Origin of the sequence: Pectobacterium artocarpous (assembly GCF_046159765.1) — a bacterium.
GTDB lineage: Bacteria > Pseudomonadota > Gammaproteobacteria > Enterobacterales > Enterobacteriaceae > Pectobacterium.
Window position 1 is genome coordinate 183,367 of sequence record NZ_JBJXVK010000002.1, and the last position, 23,716, is coordinate 207,082.

Sequence of the window (23,716 nt, forward strand, 5' to 3'; positions counted from 1 at the left end):
GATGAGCCTGTCTTCATGCGTTTTTGTTTATGGCTACATATAAACCAGAATGCAGGAAGACAGGCTCCAACAAACCAACTTATTAGAGAAGATAAGGAATAACCATGTCAGATCGTTTAAATAATGACGTGGATCCGATCGAAACCCGCGACTGGCTGCAGGCGATCGAATCGGTCATCCGTGAAGAGGGTGTTGAACGCGCCCAGTTCCTGATTGATCAGGTTCTGAGTGAAGCACGTAAAGGCGGTGTCAGCGTTGCTGCTGGTACGGCTGCACGTCAATACATCAACACCATCGCAGTGGAAGACGAGCCGGAGTACCCTGGTAATCTGGATCTGGAACGTCGTATTCGCTCAGCAATCCGCTGGAACGCGATCATGACAGTACTGCGTGCTTCGAAAAAAGATCTGGATCTGGGTGGCCACATGGCTTCTTTCCAGTCTTCCGCCACTTTCTATGAAGTGTGTTTTAACCATTTCTTCCGTGCTCGCACTGCGCAGGACGGCGGCGACCTGGTTTACTTCCAGGGCCACATTTCTCCGGGCGTTTACGCTCGTGCCTTCCTTGAAGGTCGCTTGACAGAAGACCAAATGAACAACTTCCGTCAGGAAGTTCACGGTAACGGTCTGTCTTCTTATCCACACCCTAAACTGATGCCGGACTTCTGGCAGTTCCCGACTGTTTCTATGGGGCTGGGCCCGATTGGTGCTATCTACCAGGCTAAATTCCTGAAGTATCTGGAAAACCGTGGTCTGAAAGATACCTCTAAACAAACCGTTTATGCTTTCCTGGGTGACGGTGAGATGGACGAACCAGAATCCAAAGGTGCGATCACTATCGCGACCCGTGAAAAACTGGACAACCTGGTGTTCGTCATTAACTGTAACCTGCAACGTCTGGATGGTCCGGTTACAGGTAATGGTAAAATCATCAACGAACTTGAGGGCATCTTCAGTGGCGCTGGCTGGGATGTGATCAAGGTCATGTGGGGTGACCGTTGGGACGAACTGCTGCGTAAAGACACCAGCGGTAAACTGATCCAACTGATGGACGAAACTGTCGACGGTGACTACCAGACTTTCAAATCCAAAAACGGTGCCTATGTGCGTGAGCACTTCTTCGGTAAATACCCGGAGACGGCTGAACTGGTTAAAGACTGGACTGACGATCAGATTTGGTCACTGAACCGTGGTGGTCACGATCCGAAGAAAGTCTACGCTGCACTAAAAAAAGCGCAGGACACCAAAGGCAAGCCAACTGTTATTCTGGCGCATACCATTAAAGGTTATGGTATGGGCGACGCGGCGGAAGGCAAGAACATCGCTCACCAGGTTAAGAAAGTTAATATGGATGGCGTGCGCTACTTCCGTGACCGCTTCAACGTGCCAGTGTCTGATGACGACATCGAAAAACTGCCGTACATCACTTTCGATAAAGATTCAGCAGAGTACAAATACCTGCATGAGCGCCGTCAGGCCTTGGGGGGCTACCTGCCGTCTCGTCAGCCGAACTTTGACGAGAAGCTGGACCTGCCAACGCTGGAAGATTTCAGCACCCTGCTGGAAGAGCAGAACAAAGAGATCTCTACCACTATCGCGTTTGTACGTGCCCTGAACGTGATGCTGAAGAACCAGTCTATCAAAGATCGTCTGGTTCCAATCATCGCCGACGAAGCGCGTACCTTCGGTATGGAAGGTCTGTTCCGCCAGATCGGTATTTATAGCCCGAACGGCCAGCAGTACACCCCGCAGGACCGTGAGCAAGTTGCTTACTACAAAGAAGACCTGAAAGGTCAGATCCTGCAAGAAGGTATCAACGAACTGGGCGCAGGCTCTTCCTGGCTGGCGGCGGCAACGTCTTACAGCACCAACAACCTGCCGATGATTCCGTTCTACATCTACTACTCCATGTTTGGTTTCCAACGTATTGGCGACCTGTGCTGGGCAGCGGGTGACCAACAGGCGCGCGGCTTCCTGATCGGTGGTACTTCCGGTCGTACAACGCTGAACGGCGAAGGTTTGCAGCATGAAGATGGCCACAGCCACATTCAGTCGCTGACTATCCCGAACTGTATTTCCTACGATCCAGCATTCGCCTATGAAGTGGCGGTGATCATGCATGACGGTCTGCATCGCATGTACGGCGACGCGCAGGAAAACATTTACTACTATATCACCACGCTGAACGAAAACTACCACATGCCTGCGATGCCGCAAGGTGCGGAAGAAGGTATTCGTAAGGGTATCTACAAGCTGGAAACGGTTGAAGGTAGCAAAGGTAAAGTTCAACTTTTGGGCTCTGGTTCTATTCTGCGTCACGTACGTGAAGCGGCTCAGATTCTGGCGAAAGACTACGGTGTGGGTTCTGACGTATTCAGCGTAACCTCCTTCACTGAATTGGCTCGCGAAGGCCAGGATTGTGAGCGTTGGAACATGCTGCATCCGACCGAAACGCCACGCGTCCCTTACGTGGCTCAGGTACTGAGCGATGCGCCAGCGGTTGCTTCTACTGACTACATGAAGCTGTTTGCTGAGCAAATCCGTAACTTCGTTCCGGCTAGCGATTACCGCGTGCTGGGTACTGACGGTTTCGGTCGTTCTGACAGCCGTGAGAACCTGCGTCACCACTTTGAAGTGGATGCGTCTTACGTCGTGGTTGCGGCTCTGGGTGAACTGGCTAAACGCGGTGAAATCGATAAGAAAGTGGTTGCTGATGCCATCACTAAATTCAACATCGATGCAGATAAAGTTAACCCGCGTCTGGCATAAGAGGTAAAGATTACATGGCTATCGAAATCAACGTACCGGACATCGGTGCAGATGAAGTTGAAGTCACCGAAGTGCTGGTGAAGGTTGGCGATAAAGTTGAAGCAGAACAGTCGCTGATCACGGTTGAAGGTGACAAAGCGTCGATGGAAGTCCCGGCACCTTTCGCAGGTACGGTTAAAGAGATCAAAATCAGCACGGGCGATAAAGTCTCTACCGGCTCACTGATCATGGTATTTGAAGTCGCGGGTGCTGCACCTGCAGCTCCGGCACAAGACGCGGCGCCAGCTGCGGCTGCGCCAGCGGCCTCTGCGGCGAAAGACGTCAACGTACCGGATATCGGCGGCGATGAAGTTGAAGTGACTGAAGTGATGGTGAAAGTTGGCGATAAAATCGCGGCTGAACAATCACTGATTACCGTTGAAGGCGACAAGGCGTCAATGGAAGTGCCTGCGCCATTCGCGGGTACGGTTAAAGAAATCAAAATCAGCACCGGTGACAAAGTGAAAACCGGTTCACTGATTATGGTCTTCGAAGTCGAAGGCGCTGCACCTACTGCGGCCCCAGCTCCGGCTGCCAAGCAAGACGCGACTGCACCGGCTCCAGCGGCAAAACCTGCTGCTGCACCGGCTGCGAAAGCGGAAGGCAAGAGCGAATTTGCTGAGAACGACGCGTACGTTCACGCGACGCCGGTTATCCGTCGTCTGGCCCGTGAATTCGGTGTGAATCTGGCAAAAGTGAAGGGTTCTGGTCGTAAAGGCCGTATCCTGCGCGAAGACGTTCAGGCTTACGTGAAAGATGCGGTGAAACGCGCGGAGTCTGCACCAGCGGCTGCCGCTGGCGGCGGTTTGCCGGGCATGCTGCCGTGGCCGAAAGTCGACTTCAGCAAGTTTGGTGAAGTGGAAGAAGTGGAACTGGGCCGCATCCAGAAAATCTCTGGTGCTAACCTGAGCCGTAACTGGGTGATGATCCCGCACGTTACGCACTTCGACAAAACCGACATCACCGAACTGGAAGCGTTCCGTAAACAGCAGAACGTGGAAGCTGAGAAACGCAAACTGGATGTGAAGATCACCCCAGTTGTCTTCATCATGAAAGCCGTTGCTGCTGCGCTTGAGCAAATGCCACGTTTCAACAGTTCACTGTCCGAAGATGCTCAACGTCTGACGCTGAAGAAATACATCAACATTGGTGTCGCGGTTGATACCCCGAATGGTCTGGTGGTTCCCGTATTCAAAGACGTGAACAAGAAAGGCATCATTGAGCTGTCTCGTGAACTGATGACGATCTCCAAGAAAGCCCGTGACGGTAAGCTGACGGCTGGCGAAATGCAGGGCGGATGCTTCACCATCTCCAGCCTGGGCGGTATCGGGACTACGCACTTTGCGCCGATCGTCAACGCGCCTGAAGTGGCTATTCTGGGTGTGTCCAAGTCTGCGATGGAACCGGTTTGGAATGGTAAAGAGTTCACTCCGCGTCTGATGATGCCGATGTCTCTGTCTTTCGACCACCGTGTCATTGACGGTGCTGATGGTGCTCGCTTCATTACCATCATTAACAACACGTTGTCTGACATCCGCCGTCTGGTGATGTAATCGAAAAGCCGGCCTGACGGCCGGCTTTTTTCTGATAAGCTGTAATGTGTTACAGCCGTCAGTGATTATGGACAAATCGTTAGTCGCTTGTTGTTTCAAAATTGTTAACGATTTTGTAAACTACAGCGGCAAAGACACGTCCCGGTGGAAGAGGGCGTTATTAAACACGCACCTGATCGGAACGATGACGGGTGTGACGTCACAGACCCGCCGGAAATTAATTAAGAGGTCATGATGAGTACTGAAATTAAAGCTCAGGTAGTGGTACTTGGTGCCGGCCCCGCGGGTTACTCTGCTGCATTCCGCGCGGCGGATTTGGGTCTGGAAACTGTACTGGTAGAGCGCTACTCCACGCTGGGTGGGGTGTGTCTGAATGTGGGTTGTATTCCTTCCAAAGCCCTGCTGCACGTAGCAAAAGTTATTGAAGAAGCCAAAGCGCTAGCGGAACACGGTATCGTGTTCGGTGAACCTAAAACCGACATTGATAAAATCCGTCTATGGAAAGAAAAAGTCATTGCCCAACTGACCGGTGGTCTGGCTGGTATGGCAAAAGGCCGTAAAGTTAAAGTGGTTAATGGTCTGGGTAAATTCACCGGTGCCAATACGTTGGAAGTTGATGGTGAAAACGGCAAAACGACGATCAACTTCGATAACGCCATTATCGCTGCGGGTTCACGTCCGATCCAACTGCCTTTCATTCCTCATGATGACCCGCGCGTATGGGATTCTACCGATGCGCTGGAGCTGAAAAGCGTCCCAGGACGTCTGTTGGTGATGGGCGGCGGTATCATCGGTCTGGAAATGGGTACCGTTTACCACGCTCTGGGTTCACAGATTGACGTCGTTGAAATGTTCGATCAGGTGATTCCGGCTGCTGACAAAGACATCATCAAAGTCTTCACCAAGCGTATCAGCAAGCAGTTCAATCTGATGCTGGAAACCAAAGTGACGGCAGTAGAAGCCAAAGAAGACGGCATCTATGTGACGATGGAAGGTAAAAAAGCACCAGCCGAACCACAGCGTTACGATGCGGTTCTGGTGGCCATCGGTCGAGTACCGAACGGCAAAAACCTGGATGCTGGCAAAGCGGGCGTGGAAGTTGACGATCGCGGCTTTATCCACGTTGATAAGCAAATGCGCACCAACGTGCCGCACATCTACGCTATCGGCGACATCGTCGGTCAGCCGATGCTGGCGCACAAAGGCGTGCATGAAGGCCACGTTGCTGCCGAAGTGATCTCCGGTAAGAAACACTATTTCGATCCGAAAGTGATTCCTTCTATCGCCTATACTGAACCGGAAGTGGCGTGGGTGGGTCTGACCGAGAAAGAAGCGAAAGAAAAAGGCATCAGCTACGAAACCGCGACCTTCCCATGGGCGGCGTCTGGCCGTGCTATCGCGTCTGACTGTGCTGACGGTATGACCAAACTGATTTTCGACAAAGAAACGCACCGTGTTATCGGTGGGGCGATTGTCGGTACTAACGGTGGTGAACTGTTAGGCGAAATCGGTCTGGCGATCGAAATGGGCTGTGATGCAGAAGACATCGCACTGACCATCCATGCGCACCCAACGCTGCATGAGTCTGTTGGTCTGGCCGCTGAAATCTTTGAAGGCAGCATCACCGACCTGCCGAACCCGAAAGCGAAGAAGAAGTAAGCTCTCTCAGGGGCGAATAGTGTGAATTCAATCCGGTACCTTTACAGGTGCCGGATTTTTTTTAGCTATCGGATGCGGGAAATACCCGCGCACAGAGGAAATCCACGAGTGCCCGTACTTTGGGTGAAGGGGGGTTGCTGGCAGGCCACAACACATGGAAGACGCCGCTGCACTCTACATAGTCGGTCAGGATTGGCTGTAGATGGCCGCTGACCAGTGGTTCATGAATGGAGAAGTCTGGCAGGTAAGCAATGCCCAGCCCTTTGCAGCACAGAACGCGGGCTATAACCAGCCGCCGAATACCAGCTTCTATCTTGGAGAAGGAATGATCTTTCTAGTGAGGTAGGAAAGTGTTTATACCGTATCTAAATAATGTGTTCTCGGCAGATCTCAATCGTGTCGATTTTCGTTCAACGTAATAAGATTATTTTTTAGGGCCCCTTCGCAGAATGCGCCCTCCGTCCGTTTATTTTTAGCCGCGTCAATTACAATCAAAACTCAAAAAAGAAACGACGTTTTGTTTTTGAGGTTATGATGAATCTTAATACCTTGCGCACCTCTGTCTGGCTACTGGCGGCTTTGCTGGCTAGCCCTTCACTGATGGCGAACGATATGAAACCTACTCTTCAATCAGCGACGGATCAGGCGGTGACGGATGAAGGACTCCCTTCATTTTATCCGCAGCTTAAACAGCAGATGACCTACTCGGATTCCTGGCTTTCTGGGAATTTTACGGATTTTAGGCAGTGGCAATCCCAGTCGAGAAAAACGTTGCGTTCGCTGCTTCTGACGCCAGATTCCACCAAAGATTTCGCGCCACAAGCGATTGAGAAACAAGATCGCGGCAGCTACACGGCGGAGAAAGTCGCCTTCAATCTGACCGATGAAAGCCGCGTAGACGCGTTGCTCCTGACGCCAAAAAGCACGGGGCCACATCCGGCGGTGATCCTGCTGCATGACCACGGCGCGAAGTTTGATATCGGCAAAGAGAAGATGATCAAGCCGTGGGGCAATGACGCACAGCTTGATTCTGCACAGGCATGGGCCGATAAGTTTTTCACTGGGCGCTTTGTCGGGGATGAGCTGGCGAAACGGGGCTATGTGGTGCTGGCGGTGGATGCGCTAGGTTGGGGCGCGCGCGGGCCGATCAAATATGAGCAGCAGCAGGCGCTGGCGAGCAATTTCTTTAATCTGGGGCGATCGCTCGCGGGGCTGATGGCCTATGAGGATATGCGGGCGACGGACTTTCTGGCATCACTTGAGCAGGTTGATAAGCAACGTATCGGCGTCGTGGGTTTCTCGATGGGAGCCTACCGCGCCTGGCAGCTCGCGGCGCTGTCGGACAAGGTAGCGGCAACGGCGGCGGTGTCCTGGATTGGCACGTACGACGGCCTGATGACGCCGGGTAACAATGTGCTGAGAGGACAATCGGCCTTCTACATGTTGCATCCGGGGCAACCGACACGCTTTGATTTTCCGGATGTGGCGAGCGTCGCTGCGCCAAAACCGATGCTGTTATTTAACGGCGGCAAAGACAAACTGTTCCCGACGCAATCGGTTGAAGATGCTTACGCCAAGATGCACAAGGTCTGGCAGTCCCAGCGGGCGGAGAGCAAGCTGCAAACCAAGATCTGGCCTGAACTGGGACACGTTTTCTACCAGGAGCAACAGGAAGATGTCTTTCGCTTTCTGGACCACTGGTTAAAGCCCTAGCCGCCAGTGCCTGAATGATAATAAGTTTTTTGATAACATCAGATTACTGATGTATGACTCGCCTCTGCGTGCTGTAGCATTCAGAGGCTTTTTAATTTTACAGGGATGCAGTGATGAAGAAATACCTGGGTGTTTTAATCATGACGTTATGGCTGTCAGGCTGTAACGGAGAAGAAAAGCTTCGAGAGGGGAAATATCTGGTTGAAGATATTCGCGTGGTGTTTGATAACAGCGAGCATAAAGAAGCGAATAAAAACAGAGATGAGCTTCAGGATCATATCGCGCAAAACCTCAAAAGCATTAAAAACGACCTCTATTTTAATCTGACGCCGACGCAGGTGAGTTACTACAGCGCGGAGGGCGAATATACCAAGGAAATGAAAGACAACCGTATACAGATCAACGGTATGTGGCACACGCTAAAAATCACCGGGAAAAACACGGTGCAATTCGTCTCGGATAAAAGCGCTGCCTGTGCGTTTTATTATTGTGAAATCACCATGGTCTTGAAAAAGACGGAAGAACAGTCACCCGATTTACTTAAGATCAAGCAACGTTTTGACGAACATAAAAAAGCCTATCAGGCGTGGCTTCTTGAAGAGAAAGCAGCATTCAACCACGCGCCAATGAACGATTTTCCTGGTATTCCCTTTCATCCTGAAGATGACTTTACGATTAAGCTGCCGTTTAACCTATACGACAAGCTGAGCCTACGGGAACACGGGACTTATGTGCGCAGGATGGGGCGTCTGCTTATCGATCGGGAAAATAAAGACACGCAGATCTATACCTATCGCGATCGGCAGAATAACACCGACGTTGACCTGTTTACCGTGAGTGCGGCGAAAGCGGATTTTACTCTGGCATCGTGGCTGGAAGGGCAAAAAGGGGTGTTGTTCCAATCGGAAAACGGTGCGGCATACGATAATCAACAGGGCAAACTGGAAGCCGTTTATTTTCAATATGATGAGGCGAAGCACCGCTATTTTATTGGATTAGCGAATGCTGAAGACTCCGTTGCGTTAGCCAAAGCGTTTGCCGTATTACGGACGATGGATGAACGCTACCGCGGTGAACAGAAGCTGTCGATGTACGATCTGGCATTATCTCAGCAGGCGTTGGAAGCGAAGTATGGTGTTAAGATCGCCGACGAGTTTGCTATTGCCGATATGCACAAAGCGATATGGAAAAAACTTGAACAGCGCATGGAAAAGCCGGAACGCTTTATTAAACGGAGCATGTCAAAAACGCGTATTGAGATAAAGTTTCCGTCGGAAAGCTTTAAGTATGACGTTTATTTTAAAGTCTCTCCTCAATCTATTCCCGAGCTCATGGCTGAAACCAAAGAGATCGTTCCTGAAGGAAAAGAAGTCGATAACATTTTTATTTATGGTGACAGCGCATTTGTCGGCTATGAATACGATGTGAATGTGGGAAGTGGGCTTACATTACAATTTTTAGTACCAAAAGATGCAGGAACGCCGCTGGAACGCCTGATGTTCCTGCATGTATTACGTCAGCTCGATGTGACGGGTTTCCCGGCTATTCCTGAGCAAGAGAGAAAGAACCTGTTTACGTATGAGGAAGCGACGTCTTTTAAAAACAACCTTGATGATCGCTACTTCAAAGTAAACGAAGGTCTGATCGATAGCACAGGCAAGTTGATTATCAAGAACCCTGATGAGGGCTATTTCGATTTTAAATATCGTGCTCCCCATATACTGGCGACTCACTATAAACCACTGGGAGAAGGGAGCTACTCCAGTGAGCCGGGTGTGACGGTCTTTGATGAAAAAGGGAAATGGCTTTCCCATCAGGCAGATTGAGTTGCTGTAGCGGTGTGTTGATAACGGCGCTGCCGATAAGAGAGTGATCGACAGCGCCAGATACCTAAAACCGTTATTGCGATTTTAGTCGTGGAAAATTAAAACAGTAGCCCGAGTAAATAGCGCAAATCGCCTTCCTGCCGTAACGCGCAACGGTCGGCGATCTGGTCGCTGTCGAGGTGCGTTAACGAACCGAGGGTTTGGCGCAGCTTGGCATGGAGGTCAGTCGGGCGCGCCGAGGTTTCCTGACGCGTGGTGCGCTGAATTAGCGTGCCGCCGTTACGCAAGTGCAGTGTAACTTCATGAAAACGTGCTTCCGGGTCAAGCTCGTCGGGTGGCGCGGTTTCATCGGCACGGCGTATGACGCGATTCGCCAGTGCCGAGATTGTGGTTTCAACCGGTGCTTCCGAAAAATGCGCCAGCTTCAGTTCCCCTTCAATTAGCGCTGCTGCAATCACATACTCCAGACTGAATCGTGCTTCTACGCCGTTTGTCGCGTTACGGATAAAGGGCGCGACATCGCCGCCTGGCGGGAAGGCCACCGTGATGTGCTCGATAGCATCGGCCAGATCGGCATCCGCACCATTCTGCTGATGCCACTGCTCCCGCAACGCAAACGCAGCTTCGGCGGCGCTGTGGGTGCCACCACAGGTCGGGTAGCGTTTGAACTCCAGACCGGGAGAAAGCATACGCCACGGCGCTCCCCAGTTTTCAATCAACAGCTCCGGCTGCTGTTGTTGATCGCCATGTGCGGCAAGAAAGGCGTCAATCACCTGCTGTTGATTACCCTCAAAGCCCGCTAACCCCAGCTTGACAGCGGTCAGTCCCGCTCTGGCGGCAAGCCCGGCGTGTAGCGGTTTAACCGCTGAACCAAACTGTGCCCGCAGCCCGGCGGCCTGTGTAGCGGCCAGGCCAAGAATCGTTTGTGTCTGCGCCACCGATGCGCCAGCCAGACGTGCCGTGGCGGCAGCGGCGGCGATGGCGCCTAGCGTTGCTGTATTGTGGTAGCCGAGGCTGTAATGGCGCGGGCCACATGCCAGCCCGATTCTGCCTGCGGTTTCCACGCCAATCACGTATGCCGCCAAAAACGCCTCTTCCGTCACGGATGAATCCTCTGCGGCAAGGGCAAACAGCGCGGGCAGAATGACGGTACTCGGGTGTCCACGAAACGCCGGATGATAATCGTCAAAGTCCAGTACGTGACCGGAATAACCCAGGATCAGACTGCGCGTCAGGCTGTCCGTGCCGCTGAACACCTGTTTTAACGGCGCAAGCCCGCTATCGGCAATGGCTCCCTGTGCGATCGGAAGCGCGGTGGAGATGAAGTCAGTCACTCCGTCACGAGCGGCGTCTATCGCTTCTCGATTGGGTTCGCTGTGGATGATATGGTGGGCAAGCGTTGTGGTGATATCAGTCTGATTGGTCATGGGTCGTCTGTGTACTGGCAGAAAAATAGTAATTTACTGCGCCTTGTTGAATAGCGATTAATAACCGAAAAGAATAATAAATTCCATTTGGTTATTAGTGCTTCGGAGTCAGAAGCGGTCTTTTAGCTGCCCTGGGGTGATGCCAAATGCACGCCGTAGAGCGGTGGCAAAGTTAGCGGGGCTGTTGTAACCGGCGATGCTGGCTGCTTGCGCAATGCCGATACCGTCTTTCTGCAAGGCTAACATGGCGCGTTGCAAGCGACAGTTACGCAGGTATTCGAATACGCTCATATTAAACGTCTGACGAAAATGGCGCTGTAGCGTACTTTCGCTCATGTTGACACTTTTGGCGATCTCACTCATCGAAAGATGGTCGGCGCTGCCGCTTTCCAGCATATCTCTGATCTGTTGAATGCGATGGTAGCTGCGCAGGGTGACACCGCTGCTTTTCTCCTGCGCCACGCTGGTGGTCAATGAAGTAAATGCCTCGATAATCAGGCTCATGCACTGCATTTCCAGATACAGGCGCTGGAGCGGCGTTTGACAAGGTTCAGCATCCAGCGTTTGTAAGGCAATAGCCAGCGCCTGTCGGGACGGTGTCCACAGGTGTGTCGCCAGATGGGTTTGTGTGAAATCGTGGATGGCCTGCCAGTCGCCAACGGTGTCCATCATGTTGCCGTACAGCCATTCTCTGTCGAACGTCAGCGTAATTGTTCGCTCATATTCATCACGTTTGCCGATGCGGGTAAACATCGTCGGCTCCGTCAGCGCAATCAGCGAGGCCGGCTGGCTCTCTCCCAGATGTAGCTCCTGGTGGCCAAATGAGATATGCGCATTGCCGCTCACCACGATGGCGAGTTTAATTGCGTCATCCAGCAGATTTTGGGTTTTCATATTGTGGCGATTAATCACATCTGCGGTATGCAGGATCAGATGCGGATTGAGCTGTACGACAGTGAATGACCCAAAGAGCACTGGCGTGTTATCGATCAGCCGGGGGCCGATAAAACGGTAATTATTTGCGACCAGACTGGATTGCTGAACGATGTGATCTTTATAGATCGGTTTTGATGACTGAGTGAAGCTGCGCACGTGATTACCTACCTGATTGAACCCTTCGGCCTGCGCCTTCCATTTTGATGCTTTGGCAAAACATTTTGCTGCTAGAGCAAACCCCGTCCTGAATGACAAATGTAACAATGACCGCGCCAAAATGGTAATGCAAATACTTCTCAATAGCATTTTTCGTTGAGGGCGTCACATTGCACGATAAATGCATTTTCCATTTCCGGCAATGCGGAGAAAAGGGCTGATTGATTACACAGAGTAGTTCATAACAACACGACGTGATGCCCGTAGGCATGACATTCCTCTCCCGATAATCGCCACGTCTGCGCGTTTTATCTCCGCCGTTATTCAGCGCTGTTGCTGATTGCCATTAGGTGTCGCTGTACCGTCTGCGATGTTGATCCTTTTTCAGACTACTTATTCATTTCTTACAGGGCAGGATAATTTTGATGAAACTACCACAATCGCGCCGTTATCTGGCGACGCTCATTGGCGTTAGCTGCGGGATGACATCGTTTCTGAGCGCTGCGCAAACCTCGACCACGCCTTCGACAGAACCTGCTCCTCAGGTGCAGAATCAGGCCGAAACGAAAACATCGGGCGATACGATGGTAGTGACGGCCGCAGAGCAAACCCGTCAGGCTCCGGGCGTATCGGTAATTACGGCTGAGGATATCAGCAAACGTCCGCCTGCTAACGATCTGTCAGAACTGATTCGCACCATGCCGGGCGTCAATTTGTCCGGTAACTCAACCAGCGGCCAGCGCGGTAACAATCGCCAGATCGATATCCGCGGTATGGGACCGGAAAACACACTAATTCTGGTAGATGGTAAGCCAGTATCGAGCCGTACCGCCGTGCGCTACGGCTGGCGTGGTGAACGTGATACCCGCGGTGACACCAACTGGGTGCCTGCCGATATGGTGGAGCGTATTGAAGTGCTGCGCGGCCCGGCGGCGGCGCGCTATGGTAACGGTGCTGCGGGCGGTGTGGTCAACATCATCACCAAACAGCCGACGCAGGAATGGCACGGTACCTGGAACACTTACCTGAACGCGCCGGAGCATAGCTCGGAAGGTGCCACCAAGCGTACCGATTTCAGCCTGATGGGCGGCCTGACCGACAGCCTGAGCTTTCGTCTGTATGGTAACCTGAATAAAACTCAGGCTGATGCACGCGATATTAATGAAGGACATCAGTCTGCACGCGCCGGTAATCAGTCAGCTTCACTGCCTTCTGGGCGCGAAGGGGTGCGTAATAAAGATATCAACGGTCTGTTGCGTTGGGATATGACCCAGCAACAGTCGCTGGAGTTTGAAGCGGGTTACAGTCGTCAGGGCAATATCTATGCGGGTGATTCGCAAAACACCAACACTAACCCGCTGGTTGTCAGTAATTATGGCAAGGAAACCAACCGCATGTACCGCCAGAACTTTGCGGTTACGCATCGCGGTTACTGGGACAGCGGCGTCAGTTCTACGTCGTATCTGCAATATGAACGTACGCACAATACCCGTATCCTTGAGGGACTGTCCGGGGGCTTAGAAGGCATTTTTGATACCAACAATCCGAACCAATATGGCACCATCAAACTGGATAATTTTACCGCGCACAACGAGGTCAATCTTCCGCTGAATCTCTGGGTCGATCAGGTACTCACGTTCGGGGTTGAGTGGAACGAACAGAAGATGACGGATCCGGTTTCTAATACACAGACGACAACCGAAGGGGGGAGCGTGGGATCGCTGAGCAGCAGTGGCCGCAGTGAGAAATCCGCCGCGCGTCTGGCTTCCGCCTTTGTGGAAGATAACGTCGAACTGACGGATAGCACCATGTTGACGCCAGCGCTGCGTATCGATCATCACAGCACTGCTGGTACCAACTGGAGCCCGTCGCTCAACCTGTCGCAGGAACTGGGCGATGACTATACGCTGAAGCTGGGTATCGCCCGCGCTTATAAAGCGCCGAACCTGTACCAGACTAACGAAAATTACCTTCTCTACAGCCGTGGACAAGGCTGTGCGGGTGGGACGTCCTGTTACCTGATCGGTAATGAAAACCTGAAGGCAGAAACCAGCCTGAATAAAGAGATCGGTCTGGAGTTTCATCGTGATGGCCTGATTGCTGGCGTCACCTACTTCCATAACGATTACCGTAACAAGATTGAAGCCGGCAACACGGTTATCGGCAAAGCAGTAGGTGGAACCAATGCCCAATATGCTAACGCGAATATCTTCCAGTGGGGCAATGTGCCGAAAGCCGTCATTCAGGGATTGGAAGGTAGCCTGACGGTTCCTGTCACTGAGACCATCAATTGGCGTAACAATCTGACCTGGATGCTGGAATCGAAAAATAAAACCACGGGCGATTATCTGTCGATTACACCGGAATTTACCCTGAATTCATCGGTGGACTGGCAGGCGACGGAGAACCTCTCTTTCCTGGCCGATATGACCTGGTATGGTCGTCAAAAGCCGAAGATGTATAACTACAAAGGTGAACGTGTAACCGGTAGTGCGACCAATGAGTTAAGCCCTTATGCGCTGTTCGGGTTAAGCAGTACCTATATGTTTAACAAGAACCTGAGCGTGACGGGGGGCGTAGAAAACCTGTTTGATAAACGGCTGTTCCGTGCCGGTAATGCACAGGACGTGGTGAATAATGGTGTTGTCACTATTGCAGGCGCAGGTGCCGCAACCTATAACGAACCGGGCCGGACGTTCTTTGTGAGTGTGAAGACGTCGTTCTAAATCATAACGCCTCACTTAATCGTTAACGCCACGGGAAATCCAGTGGCGTTTTTTATGGCGTGCCATCCCTGCCGCCACCCTGCGGGCCGTTGCTGCGCAACGTTAAAAATTTCTCCCGGAAGTTTTTATTGCAGGTATCAGGGACAGAAAAGGGTTTTTAAGGTGGCGACGAGGGGTTCTACATCCCGATTTTCGATGCGGTAGTACAGCGTTTGAGATTCGCGTCGATAGCTAATCAATCCTTCTTCACGCATTTTCGCCAGATGTTGTGAGAGAGCGGACTGGCTGAGCGGGATGTGTTCACGCAGTGCACCAACCGACATTTCACCCTGTTCGATAAGCAGGCAAAGCACCAGCAGCCTGTTTTCGTTGCCAATCGCGCGCAGCAGCGCCGCGGCTTTTGCCGCACCGTTCTGCATGAATTCCCGAGCCGAATTGCTCAACGTCATGGGCTACTCCGCACTGTTCTGCTGATTAATTTAGCTATATCTAATGTATTGAGACCATCATAGCATCGGCTTTGGGTGTATATATAGTGTGGCCTGTCAGGGGCATGCTATTCTGCTGATGTCGGTATTTTTCAGTGATAGTGAAATGGGTCACATCGTGCAGTTGAATAAAAATTAATGTTGCCATTATGTGAACGAATTAACAATCAATTCAAATCCTGATATGCTGACGAGGCTGGACCGGACACTCTACTACCTTACATCCACACGCTGACACCCAGGCATGGACACCACAAGCGGGAACAAGAGCGCCGGGCATAATGAAGACAATGAGAGCGAGGAGAACGTCGTGCTAGAAGAATATCGTAAGCACGTAGCCGACCGGGCTGCACAGGGGATTGTTCCTAAACCGTTAGATGCCACGCAGATGGCCGCGCTGGTTGAGTCACTCAAGAATCCCCCGGCGGGCGAAGAAGAAGCATTGCTTGACCTGCTGATTAACCGTGTCCCCCCCGGCGTTGATGAAGCCGCCTACGTGAAGGCCGGTTTTCTGGCTGCCGTCGCCAAAGGCGAAGCCACTTCCCCATTGGTTACTCAGGAAAAAGCGGTTGAGCTGCTGGGTACCATGCAAGGGGGTTATAACATCCATCCGCTGATTGATGCGTTAGACAATGACAAACTGGCCCCGATTGCCGCCGAAGCGCTGTCCCACACGCTGCTGATGTTTGATAACTTCTACGATGTGGAAGAAAAGGCGAAAGCGGGCAATGCGCACGCCAAGAAAGTGATTCAATCCTGGGCTGATGCCGAGTGGTTCCTGTCCCGCCCGAAACTGGCGGAAAAAATTACCGTTACCGTCTTTAAAGTCACTGGTGAAACCAACACGGATGACTTATCTCCTGCACCTGATGCCTGGTCACGCCCTGATATCCCGCTGCACGCGCTGGCGATGCTGAAAAACGCCCGTGAAGGTATCGATCCCGATCAGCCTGGCATCGTGGGCCCGATCAAACAGATCGAAGAACTGAACAAGAAAGGCTTCCCGCTGGCTTATGTCGGCGACGTTGTCGGTACAGGGTCATCGCGTAAATCGGCGACCAACTCCGTGCTGTGGTTCATGGGCGAAGATATCCCTTACGTTCCGAACAAACGCGGCGGTGGTGTGGTGCTGGGCGGCAAGATCGCCCCGATCTTCTTCAACACGATGGAAGATGCTGGTGCGCTGCCGATCGAAGTGGATGTGAACGATCTGAATATGGGCGATGTGATTGACATTTACCCGTATGAAGGTGAAGTACGCCGCCATGACACCAATGAAGTTCTGGCGACGTTCGCGCTGAAGACCGACGTATTGCTGGATGAAGTGCGTGCCGGTGGCCGTATTCCACTGATTATCGGCCGCGGGCTGACCTCCAAAGCGCGTGAGTCTCTGGGCTTGCCGCACAGCGATGTCTTCCGTATTTCCAAAGCGGTTGAAGCCAGCAAAAAAGGCTTCTCGCTGGCGCAGAAAATGGTGGGCCGTGCCTGTGGCGTCGCAGGTATTCGCCCTGACGAATACTGCGAACCGAAGATGACCTCTGTCGGTTCACAGGACACCACCGGCCCAATGACCCGTGATGAGCTGAAAGACCTGGCCTGTCTGGGCTTCTCCGCCGACCTGGTGATGCAGTCATTCTGTCACACCGCCGCCTATCCGAAGCCGGTTGACGTGACCACGCACCACACGCTGCCTGATTTCATCATGAACCGTGGCGGTGTCTCGCTGCGTCCGGGGGATGGTGTTATCCACTCTTGGCTGAATCGCATGCTGCTGCCAGATACCGTTGGTACGGGCGGTGACTCCCATACGCGTTTCCCAATCGGTATCTCTTTCCCGGCGGGCTCCGGTCTGGTGGCGTTTGCCGCCGCGACGGGCGTGATGCCGCTGGATATGCCGGAATCTGTTCTGGTGCGCTTCAAAGGCAAAATGCAGCCGGGCATTACCCTGCGCGATCTGGTGCACGCCATTCCGCTGTATGCCATCAAGCAAGGCCTGCTGACCGTTGAGAAGAAAGGTAAGAAGAACATCTTCTCTGGTCGTATTCTGGAAATCGAAGGTCTGCCGGATCTTAAAGTCGAGCAGGCGTTTGAACTGACTGACGCCTCGGCGGAACGTTCTGCGGCAGGCTGTACGATCAAGCTGGATAAAGAACCGATCATTGAGTATCTGAACTCCAACATCGTACTGCTGAAGTGGATGATCTCCGAAGGTTATGGCGATCGTCGTACATTAGAGCGTCGTATTCAGGGTATGGAAAAATGGCTGGCCGATCCGCAACTGCTGGAAGCGGATGCCGATGCCGAGTACGCGGCGGTGATCGAGATCGATCTGGCCGACATCAAAGAGCCGATCCTGTGTGCGCCGAACGATCCAGACGATGCGCGCTGGCTGTCTGACGTGCAGGGCGAGAAGATTGATGAAGTCTTTATCGGTTCCTGTATGACTAACATCGGGCACTTCCGTGCGGCAGGTAAACTGCTGGATAGCCACAAAGGCCAGTTGCCGACCCGCCTGTGGGTTGCGCCGCCGACCAAAATGGATGCGGCACAGTTGACCGAAGAAGGTTACTACAGCGTGTTTGGTAAGAGCGGTGCGCGTATCGAGATCCCTGGCTGTTCGCTGTGCATGGGTAACCAAGCGCGCGTGGCTGATGGTGCTACGGTGGTTTCGACCTCAACGCGTAACTTCCCGAACCGTTTGGGAACCGGTGCCAACGTGTATCTGGCGTCTGCCGAACTGGCTGCGGTGGCTTCTCTGCTAGGTCGCCTGCCGACCTCAGAAGAGTACCAGACCTACATGTCGCAGGTGGATAAAACCGCGCAGGACACCTATCGCTATCTGAATTTTGACCAGTTAGGTCAATATACCGAGAAAGCGGATGGCGTGATCTTCCAGACGACTGTCTAACTCGCTATAGTTCGCATCTCTACACCGAAGGAGGCCTATACAGGCCTCCTTTTTTTCTGCCTGCTTCATTTCTCCATCCCTGATCACAACAGGGACGCCTTAAAGGTGAAGGTGCATCACGACGGCAGGAGGTAGAGGCGACTAAACTGAACAGAAGAAGCATCACAGTGAGGATGGCGTCATGGACTATGAATTTTTGCGGGATGTGACGGGTCAGGTCATCGTTCGTATGTCGATGGGACATGAAGCGATTGGACACTGGTTCAATGAAGAAGTGAAGGGCCAACTGACGATATTGGCTGACGTTGAAGCGGCGGCGCGTTCAGTGGCTGGCAGCGAACGGCAGTGGCGGCGCGTGGGACATGAATACACGCTGTCTCTGGATGAAGAAGAAGTGATGGTGCAGGCGAATCAGCTGTCTTTCACCACGGATGAGCTGGAAGAAGGCATGAGTTATTACGACGAAGAAAGCCTGTCTTTATGCGGACTGGATGATTTTCTGACGCTGGTGGAAAAATATCGCGAGTTCGTTCTGCATTGATTGTGCTGGTAACGCGAGCCTTTTAGTCACACGATAATTTTAGTAACACCACTCGACGGGCGAGTGGTGTTTTCCATCCGTCAGCCAAGATCGGCATGACCGAAACGCGCCTGCCAGTCATGATCGAATCGGTTAAGCGCATCGTCAACCGCCGGATCTTGCAGGAACAGCTCGGCAACGGCAGGGTCAACCGTAATGGCCTGACACCCGGCCAGCAGGCAGTCCAGTACCTGACGCGGCGTCCGAAAACTGGCTGCCAGCACCTGCGTGTGCGGGCTGTGCAGGTTAATCAGAGTTTGCAGCTCTTTCACGAGCGCAATCCCGTCTCCACCCTGTGCATCAATGCGGTTGACGTAAGGCGCGATATAGCGGGCTCCCGCCAGCGCGGCGTAAAACCCTTGTCCCGCGCCGTAGACGGCGGTGCCGAGGGTAGGCACATCCAATGCCGTCAATTGCTTAATGGCACTTAAGCCTGCGTGTGTGACCGGGACTTTGACGACCAAAGAGGGAATGACTTCCCTGAGTTTCAACGATTCTTCTACCATCACCTTCGGATCGCGAGACATTACCTGAGCAAACAGCTGTCCTTCAGCCCCGAGAACGTCCTGCATATCCCGTAACACGGTATAAATATCGGATTGCCCGCGTGCGACAATACTCGGGTTGGTGGTCACGCCTTTAATCGGCAACACGCCAGCAAGCCGTTCTACTGCGACCACATCAGCCGTATCTAAATAAAATTCCATCATTTCCCCCGTTAACGAAAACCAGTGTGTTGGATGACATCAATACTGTGGCGCTTAGCGCACAATAATACCCAGCAGAATACCCACTGCGCCGAAGTCGGAGTCGCTAAACGTGGTGTTCGCGAGTCCGATACTACCCAAAACCGGCAGCAGAAAAACAGGCAGGAAGGTGATCAGAAGTCCGTTGGCAAAAGAACCTAAAATCGCACCGCGGCGTCCGCCGGTGGCGTTACCGAAAACACCAGCCGCTGCACCGACGAAGAAGTGTGGCACCACGCCAGGAATGATCACTGTCATACCTAACAGATAGAGCAGTACCATACCGACCACCCCGGCTGCAAAGCTGCTCAGGAAGCCGACCAGAACGGCATTTGGTGCGTAGGGGAAGACGACGGGGCAATCCAGGGCGGGTTTAGCATTGGGCACCAGTTTGTCCGAAATGCCTTTAAACGCGGGCACGATTTCTGCAATCACCATCCGCACGCCTTGCAGCACAATGTACACGCCAGCGGCAAAGGTAATGGATTGAATCAGCGAAAACATGAACCAGTTTTTGCCACCGGCATTCATCGTTTTCACCGCTTCCGGGCCAGCAAACAGACAGGTAAACATGAAGATGAAAAACATGGTAAAGGCGATGGCGACGGGCGTATCACGTAGGAACAGCAGGCTCTTCGGTACTTCCATGTCCTCGGTTGATTTCTCTTTATCACCAAACTTGCTGCCGATAAACGCTGACAGCAACTGCGATATTGCCGAGAAGTGACCAAAGGCGACGTCATCCGATCCCGTTACTTTCTTCATGTACGGGTGAATAATGGCGGGAAACAGTACCATCGATACTCCAACGACCAGCGATCCAACGGTAATCAGCAGCACTCCTTTCATGCCTGCCGTCGCCAGAATCACGGCAACCATCATCGACATAAATAGCGTATGGTGGCCGGTCAGGAAAATGTATTTCCACGGCGTAAAGCGGGCGATCGCGATATTAATGACCATCGCGAAGAACATGATCATCGCCATCTCGGTGCCGAAGTTCTTCTGTGCGACGGCGACAATGGCTTCATTGTTGGGCACCACCCCGGCGATACCAAACGCGTGATGGAAAATCTCGGCAAAATCTCCTAGCGAGGACACAATCAGGCTGGCACCTGCGCCGAGAATCAGGAAACCCATCACGGTTTTCACTGTACCTTTGATACACTCCGTGGCCGGTTTTTTCTGTACAATCAGGCCGATAAGCGCAATTAAACCGACCAGGATCGACGGTTCAGACAGCACATCACTCATTAAAAAACGGAAGAATTCCATTTTTGATCCCCTAGCTTATAAGGCGCCAAGTTCTGTCAGGGCGACCGACAGGCGTTCTTTCATCGCCACTTTGTCGATCATGTTATTCAGGGAAACAATTTTTCCCCCTACCGCCTGCGCGACGAGCTGATCGGCAATATCTTTGGTGCCGACAAAGATGTCGCTGTCCGTACCTTTCGCTGAACCTAAATCTACGTGATCCACATCAGCAACCACGCCGAGCTCTTTAACGATGTTTTTAATACTCATTTCCATCATCAGGCTGGTACCCAAGCCGTTACCGCATACGACTGTAATTTTCATAATCTGTGTCCTCTGGTGGCGATTAATAACGAGAAATAACGGAAAGCACCTGCTCTACGTCCGTCGCGTGGAGTAACGCGGCGACGTCATCAGGCGTGTCGAACAACTGAGCGAGCTGTGAAATAATATCGATGTGGCTATTGCTGTCCGTGGCGGCCAGAACAATCAGTAAATGCACGGGATCGTTGCCTTCAGAATGGAAAACCACGCCCTCACGAATCAGCGTCAGGCTGACGGCAAGTTGGTTCACGCCATCTTCCGGGCGCGCATGCGGCATAGCCATCCCAGGGCCGACGACATAGTAAGGACCGATGGCCTCATGAGAGCGATAGATCGCCTCAATATAGGTAGGTTCAATCGAGCCATTATCCAATAAAGGCTGACAGGATAAAGCGATAGCGTGACGCCAATCATCACAGGCAGGTAAAATCTGAACAACGTCTGGTGTTAGTAAAGTGTTAATCATTAGAGTCACCTCTGTATCATTCTGAACGCAGGATAGTGTGCCGATTGAGAAAAAAATGTGATTAAAATCTAAAAAGATAGCGCTAACTGATATATCTATCATTAACTGTGACCGGCTTAGCACAAGCGGGGCCATTATTTGTTCCCCGCTACCGATACAGGCACACTGTGGATGATCGCGAACGCGTGATGAGAAAAATGACGAATGGAGAGGAAGTGAACATGCGTAAGCGTCGCAGTACCGGGAAGGTTACGCTACAGGATGTCGCTGACTACGCGGGCGTCGGGACGATGACGGTATCGCGCGTGATGCGCAAACCCGATCTGGTCTCTGAGAAGTTACGCAGCAAAGTGGAACTGGCCGCCAGAACATTAGGCTATGAACCCAATCAAGAAGCCAGCCAGCTTACCGAGAGTACCAGTCGCGTGACGCTACAGGATATTGCAAGCCATGCGGGTGTGGGGGCGATGACGGTGTCCCGTGCGTTAAGGGAGCCGGGGCTGGTCTCCGATGCCACGCAGAAGAAAATCAATGACGCGATCAAAACGCTGGGCTATGTGCCGAACCGCGCAGCCGGTACGCTGGCATCCGCCTGTCAGCCGACGATTGCGGTGCTGTACCCCTTTCAGCAAGATCGCGCCAGTGTTCGCTTTGTGCAGGCATTACAGCAGGCCGTGAGCAAACATAACGTGTCGTTAATCATGGGGTGCCATGAATACCGTCAGCACACTGAAGCGGGCATGGTGGAAAAACTCTTGCAGCAGCGGCCAGCGGCGCTGGTGCTGTTCAGTGCGCAACTCTCACAGCGTACTCAGGACATCATACAGGCCAGCAACGTCATTACGGTGAATGTGTCCGGCGCTGCCGCGCTGAATACTAATATTACTATTGATATCGCCCTTGCCGAAGCCGCAGAACAGTTGACGATTTCCCTGCTGGAAAAGGGGTATCGCCACGTCGCCTATATCGGCGCGCATACGGATAACCGTTTGCAAAAACAGCAGTTGAACGGCTGGAATAAAGCCATGCTGGCGCACTATCACAATGCGGATTTGAAAATTACGATCCCGGAAGCCCCCAGCCTACAGTTTGGCCGCTATGCGATGACGGAACTACTGCAAAACCAGCCGGAACTGGATGCGATTATCTGTAGCCATGAGGAAATGGCACTGGGCGTGCTCTTTGAATGCCAGCGCCGGCTGATGAAAGTCCCTTACGATCTGGCGATTGCCTGTCTTGATGGTTCTGAACAATGTGAGCACACGTTCCCGGCGCTAACCGCGATGCGGCTTGATTATGAAAAGCTGGGTGTGGAGGTCGGGCGCCTGGTGCTCGCCATGATGGACAACGACGAACACCCACCCGTAGTGGAAAAGGTAAAATTCATTTTTGAACCTCGTGCCAGCAGCTAGCTAAACCGGCCTGTGGGGCCGGTTTGGAACGTGAATCGTAATGAATTACAGCGATGCACCACCACACATCACCAACTGCTGGCCGGTAATGGCTGCCGCAGAAGGGGAGAGCAAATAACCTACCAGATCGGCCACTTCCTGTGGCTGGATGAAGCGCCCAATTGGCGGCAGCTTCGGCGGAGAACTCTGCCGCCCCGGCATGGTCAGCATCGGGGTTTCTGTGGCGCCCGGCGCGACGATGTTTACCGTTATGCCGCGTGGAGCCAGTTCTGCCGCCCAGCTTCTCGCCATACCGATCATCGCGGATTTGGTTGTGACGTACTGGCTACGTCCTGCCGAACCGCTGGATGTGCGGCTGCCCAGAAGTACAATTCTTCCACCCTGCGGTAGTTTACCGACCAGACGATCGGCAAGCACCTGTGCCGCGTTGATATGCAAGCGCCATAGCGTTTCACCGTCTTCCAGCGAAAGCTGACCGAGCGGGGCGGCTTTCATAATGCCAGCGGCATGGATGACGGCATCAACCTGCGTAAGCTCGTCCAGAATGGCCGTCAACGCGGGTGTATCCATGATATCCACCGCGCGGTGGGTAAAGTGTGGATGTGAATAGTCACCCGGCTTGCGTGACAGACCGGTTACCCGCCAGCCTTCCGCCAGTAATTTTTGTGTGATGGCGGCACCGATCCCTGAGCTGCTACCGGTAATTAGGACGTGTTTAGGGGCTGTCGCTGACAT

The 23,716-nt window shown here is 52.7% G+C and carries 17 protein-coding genes and 2 pseudogenes; 10 read left to right on the forward strand and 9 right to left on the reverse strand.

Going from position 1 to position 23,716, the window contains the following annotated elements; genetic code table 11:
* Window positions 1-104 precede the first annotated feature (104 nt).
* The 3 genes and pseudogenes from aceE to lpdA all read left to right on the forward strand — a co-directional run bounded on the left by aceE (window position 105) and on the right by lpdA (window position 6,019).
* Window positions 105-2,768 (forward strand): pyruvate dehydrogenase (acetyl-transferring), homodimeric type, encoded by a 2,664-nt coding sequence (gene aceE, locus ACKQAD_RS01880; protein WP_409158578.1) that lies wholly within the window; start codon window positions 105-107, stop codon window positions 2,766-2,768.
* Window positions 2,769-2,791: 23 nt separating this feature from the next.
* Window positions 2,792-4,360 (forward strand): annotated as a pseudogene (aceF, locus tag ACKQAD_RS01885) (pyruvate dehydrogenase complex dihydrolipoyllysine-residue acetyltransferase); the annotation flags it as partial.
* Between the two features lie 234 nt (window positions 4,361-4,594).
* Window positions 4,595-6,019 carry a dihydrolipoyl dehydrogenase gene (gene lpdA, locus ACKQAD_RS01890; RefSeq protein WP_409158619.1) on the forward strand — a complete coding sequence of 475 codons (1,425 nt, stop codon included), beginning with the start codon at window positions 4,595-4,597 and terminating at the stop codon, window positions 6,017-6,019.
* A 61-nt stretch (window positions 6,020-6,080) separates the two neighbouring features.
* Here lpdA and ACKQAD_RS01895 read toward each other — a convergent pair.
* A pseudogene (locus ACKQAD_RS01895) lies at window positions 6,081-6,284 on the reverse strand (LysR substrate-binding domain-containing protein); the annotation flags it as partial.
* Here ACKQAD_RS01895 and ACKQAD_RS01900 point away from each other — a divergent pair.
* From ACKQAD_RS01900 to ACKQAD_RS01910, 3 genes are all read left to right on the forward strand, one after another.
* Window positions 6,243-6,365: a rhamnogalacturonan lyase family protein gene (locus ACKQAD_RS01900; RefSeq protein ID WP_409158620.1), complete on the forward strand. Its 123-nt coding sequence runs from the start codon at window positions 6,243-6,245 to the stop codon at window positions 6,363-6,365. The pseudogene ACKQAD_RS01895 and the gene ACKQAD_RS01900 overlap by 42 nt on opposite strands.
* A 188-nt stretch (window positions 6,366-6,553) precedes the next feature.
* Entirely contained in the window at window positions 6,554-7,732 is a 1,179-nt protein-coding gene (locus ACKQAD_RS01905) for a dienelactone hydrolase family protein (protein ID WP_409158621.1), read from the forward strand.
* A 113-nt stretch (window positions 7,733-7,845) separates the two neighbouring features.
* Entirely contained in the window at window positions 7,846-9,558 is a 1,713-nt protein-coding gene (locus ACKQAD_RS01910; RefSeq protein ID WP_409158579.1) for a hypothetical protein, read from the forward strand.
* Window positions 9,559-9,656: 98 nt separating this feature from the next.
* Here the strand turns inward: ACKQAD_RS01910 and ACKQAD_RS01915 are convergent, their stop codons facing one another.
* Both ACKQAD_RS01915 and ACKQAD_RS01920 read right to left on the reverse strand, forming a co-directional pair.
* Complete coding sequence (locus ACKQAD_RS01915) at window positions 9,657-10,985, reverse strand: MmgE/PrpD family protein (RefSeq protein WP_409158580.1); 1,329 nt, start codon at window positions 10,983-10,985, stop codon at window positions 9,657-9,659.
* Window positions 10,986-11,093: 108 nt separating this feature from the next.
* On the reverse strand, window positions 11,094-12,077 hold the full coding sequence (locus ACKQAD_RS01920; protein WP_409158581.1) for a helix-turn-helix transcriptional regulator: 984 nt from the start codon (window positions 12,075-12,077) through the stop codon (window positions 11,094-11,096).
* Between the two features lie 425 nt (window positions 12,078-12,502).
* Between ACKQAD_RS01920 and ACKQAD_RS01925 the strand changes: the two genes are divergently transcribed.
* Window positions 12,503-14,803, forward strand: coding sequence for a TonB-dependent siderophore receptor (locus ACKQAD_RS01925; protein WP_409158582.1), 2,301 nt, complete (start codon window positions 12,503-12,505; stop codon window positions 14,801-14,803).
* 137 nt (window positions 14,804-14,940) lie between these two features.
* Here ACKQAD_RS01925 and ACKQAD_RS01930 read toward each other — a convergent pair whose 3' ends face one another.
* Window positions 14,941-15,252: an ArsR/SmtB family transcription factor gene (locus tag ACKQAD_RS01930; RefSeq protein WP_409158583.1), complete on the reverse strand. Its 312-nt coding sequence runs from the start codon at window positions 15,250-15,252 to the stop codon at window positions 14,941-14,943.
* A 349-nt stretch (window positions 15,253-15,601) separates the two neighbouring features.
* Between ACKQAD_RS01930 and acnB the strand changes: the two genes are divergently transcribed.
* Window positions 15,602-18,199: a bifunctional aconitate hydratase 2/2-methylisocitrate dehydratase gene (acnB, locus tag ACKQAD_RS01935; RefSeq protein ID WP_409158584.1), complete on the forward strand. Its 2,598-nt coding sequence runs from the start codon at window positions 15,602-15,604 to the stop codon at window positions 18,197-18,199.
* A 181-nt stretch (window positions 18,200-18,380) separates the two neighbouring features.
* Window positions 18,381-18,740 (forward strand): protein YacL, encoded by a 360-nt coding sequence (yacL, locus tag ACKQAD_RS01940; RefSeq protein ID WP_409158585.1) that lies wholly within the window; start codon window positions 18,381-18,383, stop codon window positions 18,738-18,740.
* An 80-nt stretch (window positions 18,741-18,820) separates the two neighbouring features.
* On the opposite strand, the gene fsa is transcribed toward yacL, so the two are convergent.
* Genes fsa through ACKQAD_RS01960 form a run of 4 tightly spaced genes read right to left on the reverse strand, consistent with a single transcriptional unit; the run spans window position 18,821 to window position 21,569 of the window.
* A complete protein-coding gene (gene fsa, locus ACKQAD_RS01945) occupies window positions 18,821-19,486 on the reverse strand; it encodes a fructose-6-phosphate aldolase (RefSeq protein WP_409158622.1) in 666 nt (221 codons plus the stop codon).
* 54 nt (window positions 19,487-19,540) lie between these two features.
* The gene (ulaA, locus tag ACKQAD_RS01950; RefSeq protein ID WP_409158586.1) at window positions 19,541-20,800 is read right to left on the reverse strand and encodes a PTS ascorbate transporter subunit IIC; all 1,260 of its coding nucleotides are present in this window, start codon (window positions 20,798-20,800) and stop codon (window positions 19,541-19,543) included.
* A 15-nt stretch (window positions 20,801-20,815) separates the two neighbouring features.
* Window positions 20,816-21,103 carry a PTS sugar transporter subunit IIB gene (locus ACKQAD_RS01955; RefSeq protein ID WP_010286822.1) on the reverse strand — a complete coding sequence of 96 codons (288 nt, stop codon included), beginning with the start codon at window positions 21,101-21,103 and terminating at the stop codon, window positions 20,816-20,818.
* A 22-nt stretch (window positions 21,104-21,125) separates the two neighbouring features.
* On the reverse strand, window positions 21,126-21,569 hold the full coding sequence (locus ACKQAD_RS01960; RefSeq protein WP_409158587.1) for a PTS sugar transporter subunit IIA: 444 nt from the start codon (window positions 21,567-21,569) through the stop codon (window positions 21,126-21,128).
* Between the two features lie 221 nt (window positions 21,570-21,790).
* On the opposite strand from ACKQAD_RS01960, the gene ACKQAD_RS01965 reads away from it, so the two are divergent.
* A complete protein-coding gene (locus ACKQAD_RS01965; RefSeq protein WP_409158588.1) occupies window positions 21,791-22,981 on the forward strand; it encodes a LacI family DNA-binding transcriptional regulator in 1,191 nt (396 codons plus the stop codon).
* Window positions 22,982-23,026: 45 nt separating this feature from the next.
* Here ACKQAD_RS01965 and ACKQAD_RS01970 read toward each other — a convergent pair whose 3' ends face one another.
* Window positions 23,027-23,716 (reverse strand): SDR family NAD(P)-dependent oxidoreductase, encoded by a 690-nt coding sequence (locus tag ACKQAD_RS01970; protein WP_409158589.1) that lies wholly within the window; start codon window positions 23,714-23,716, stop codon window positions 23,027-23,029.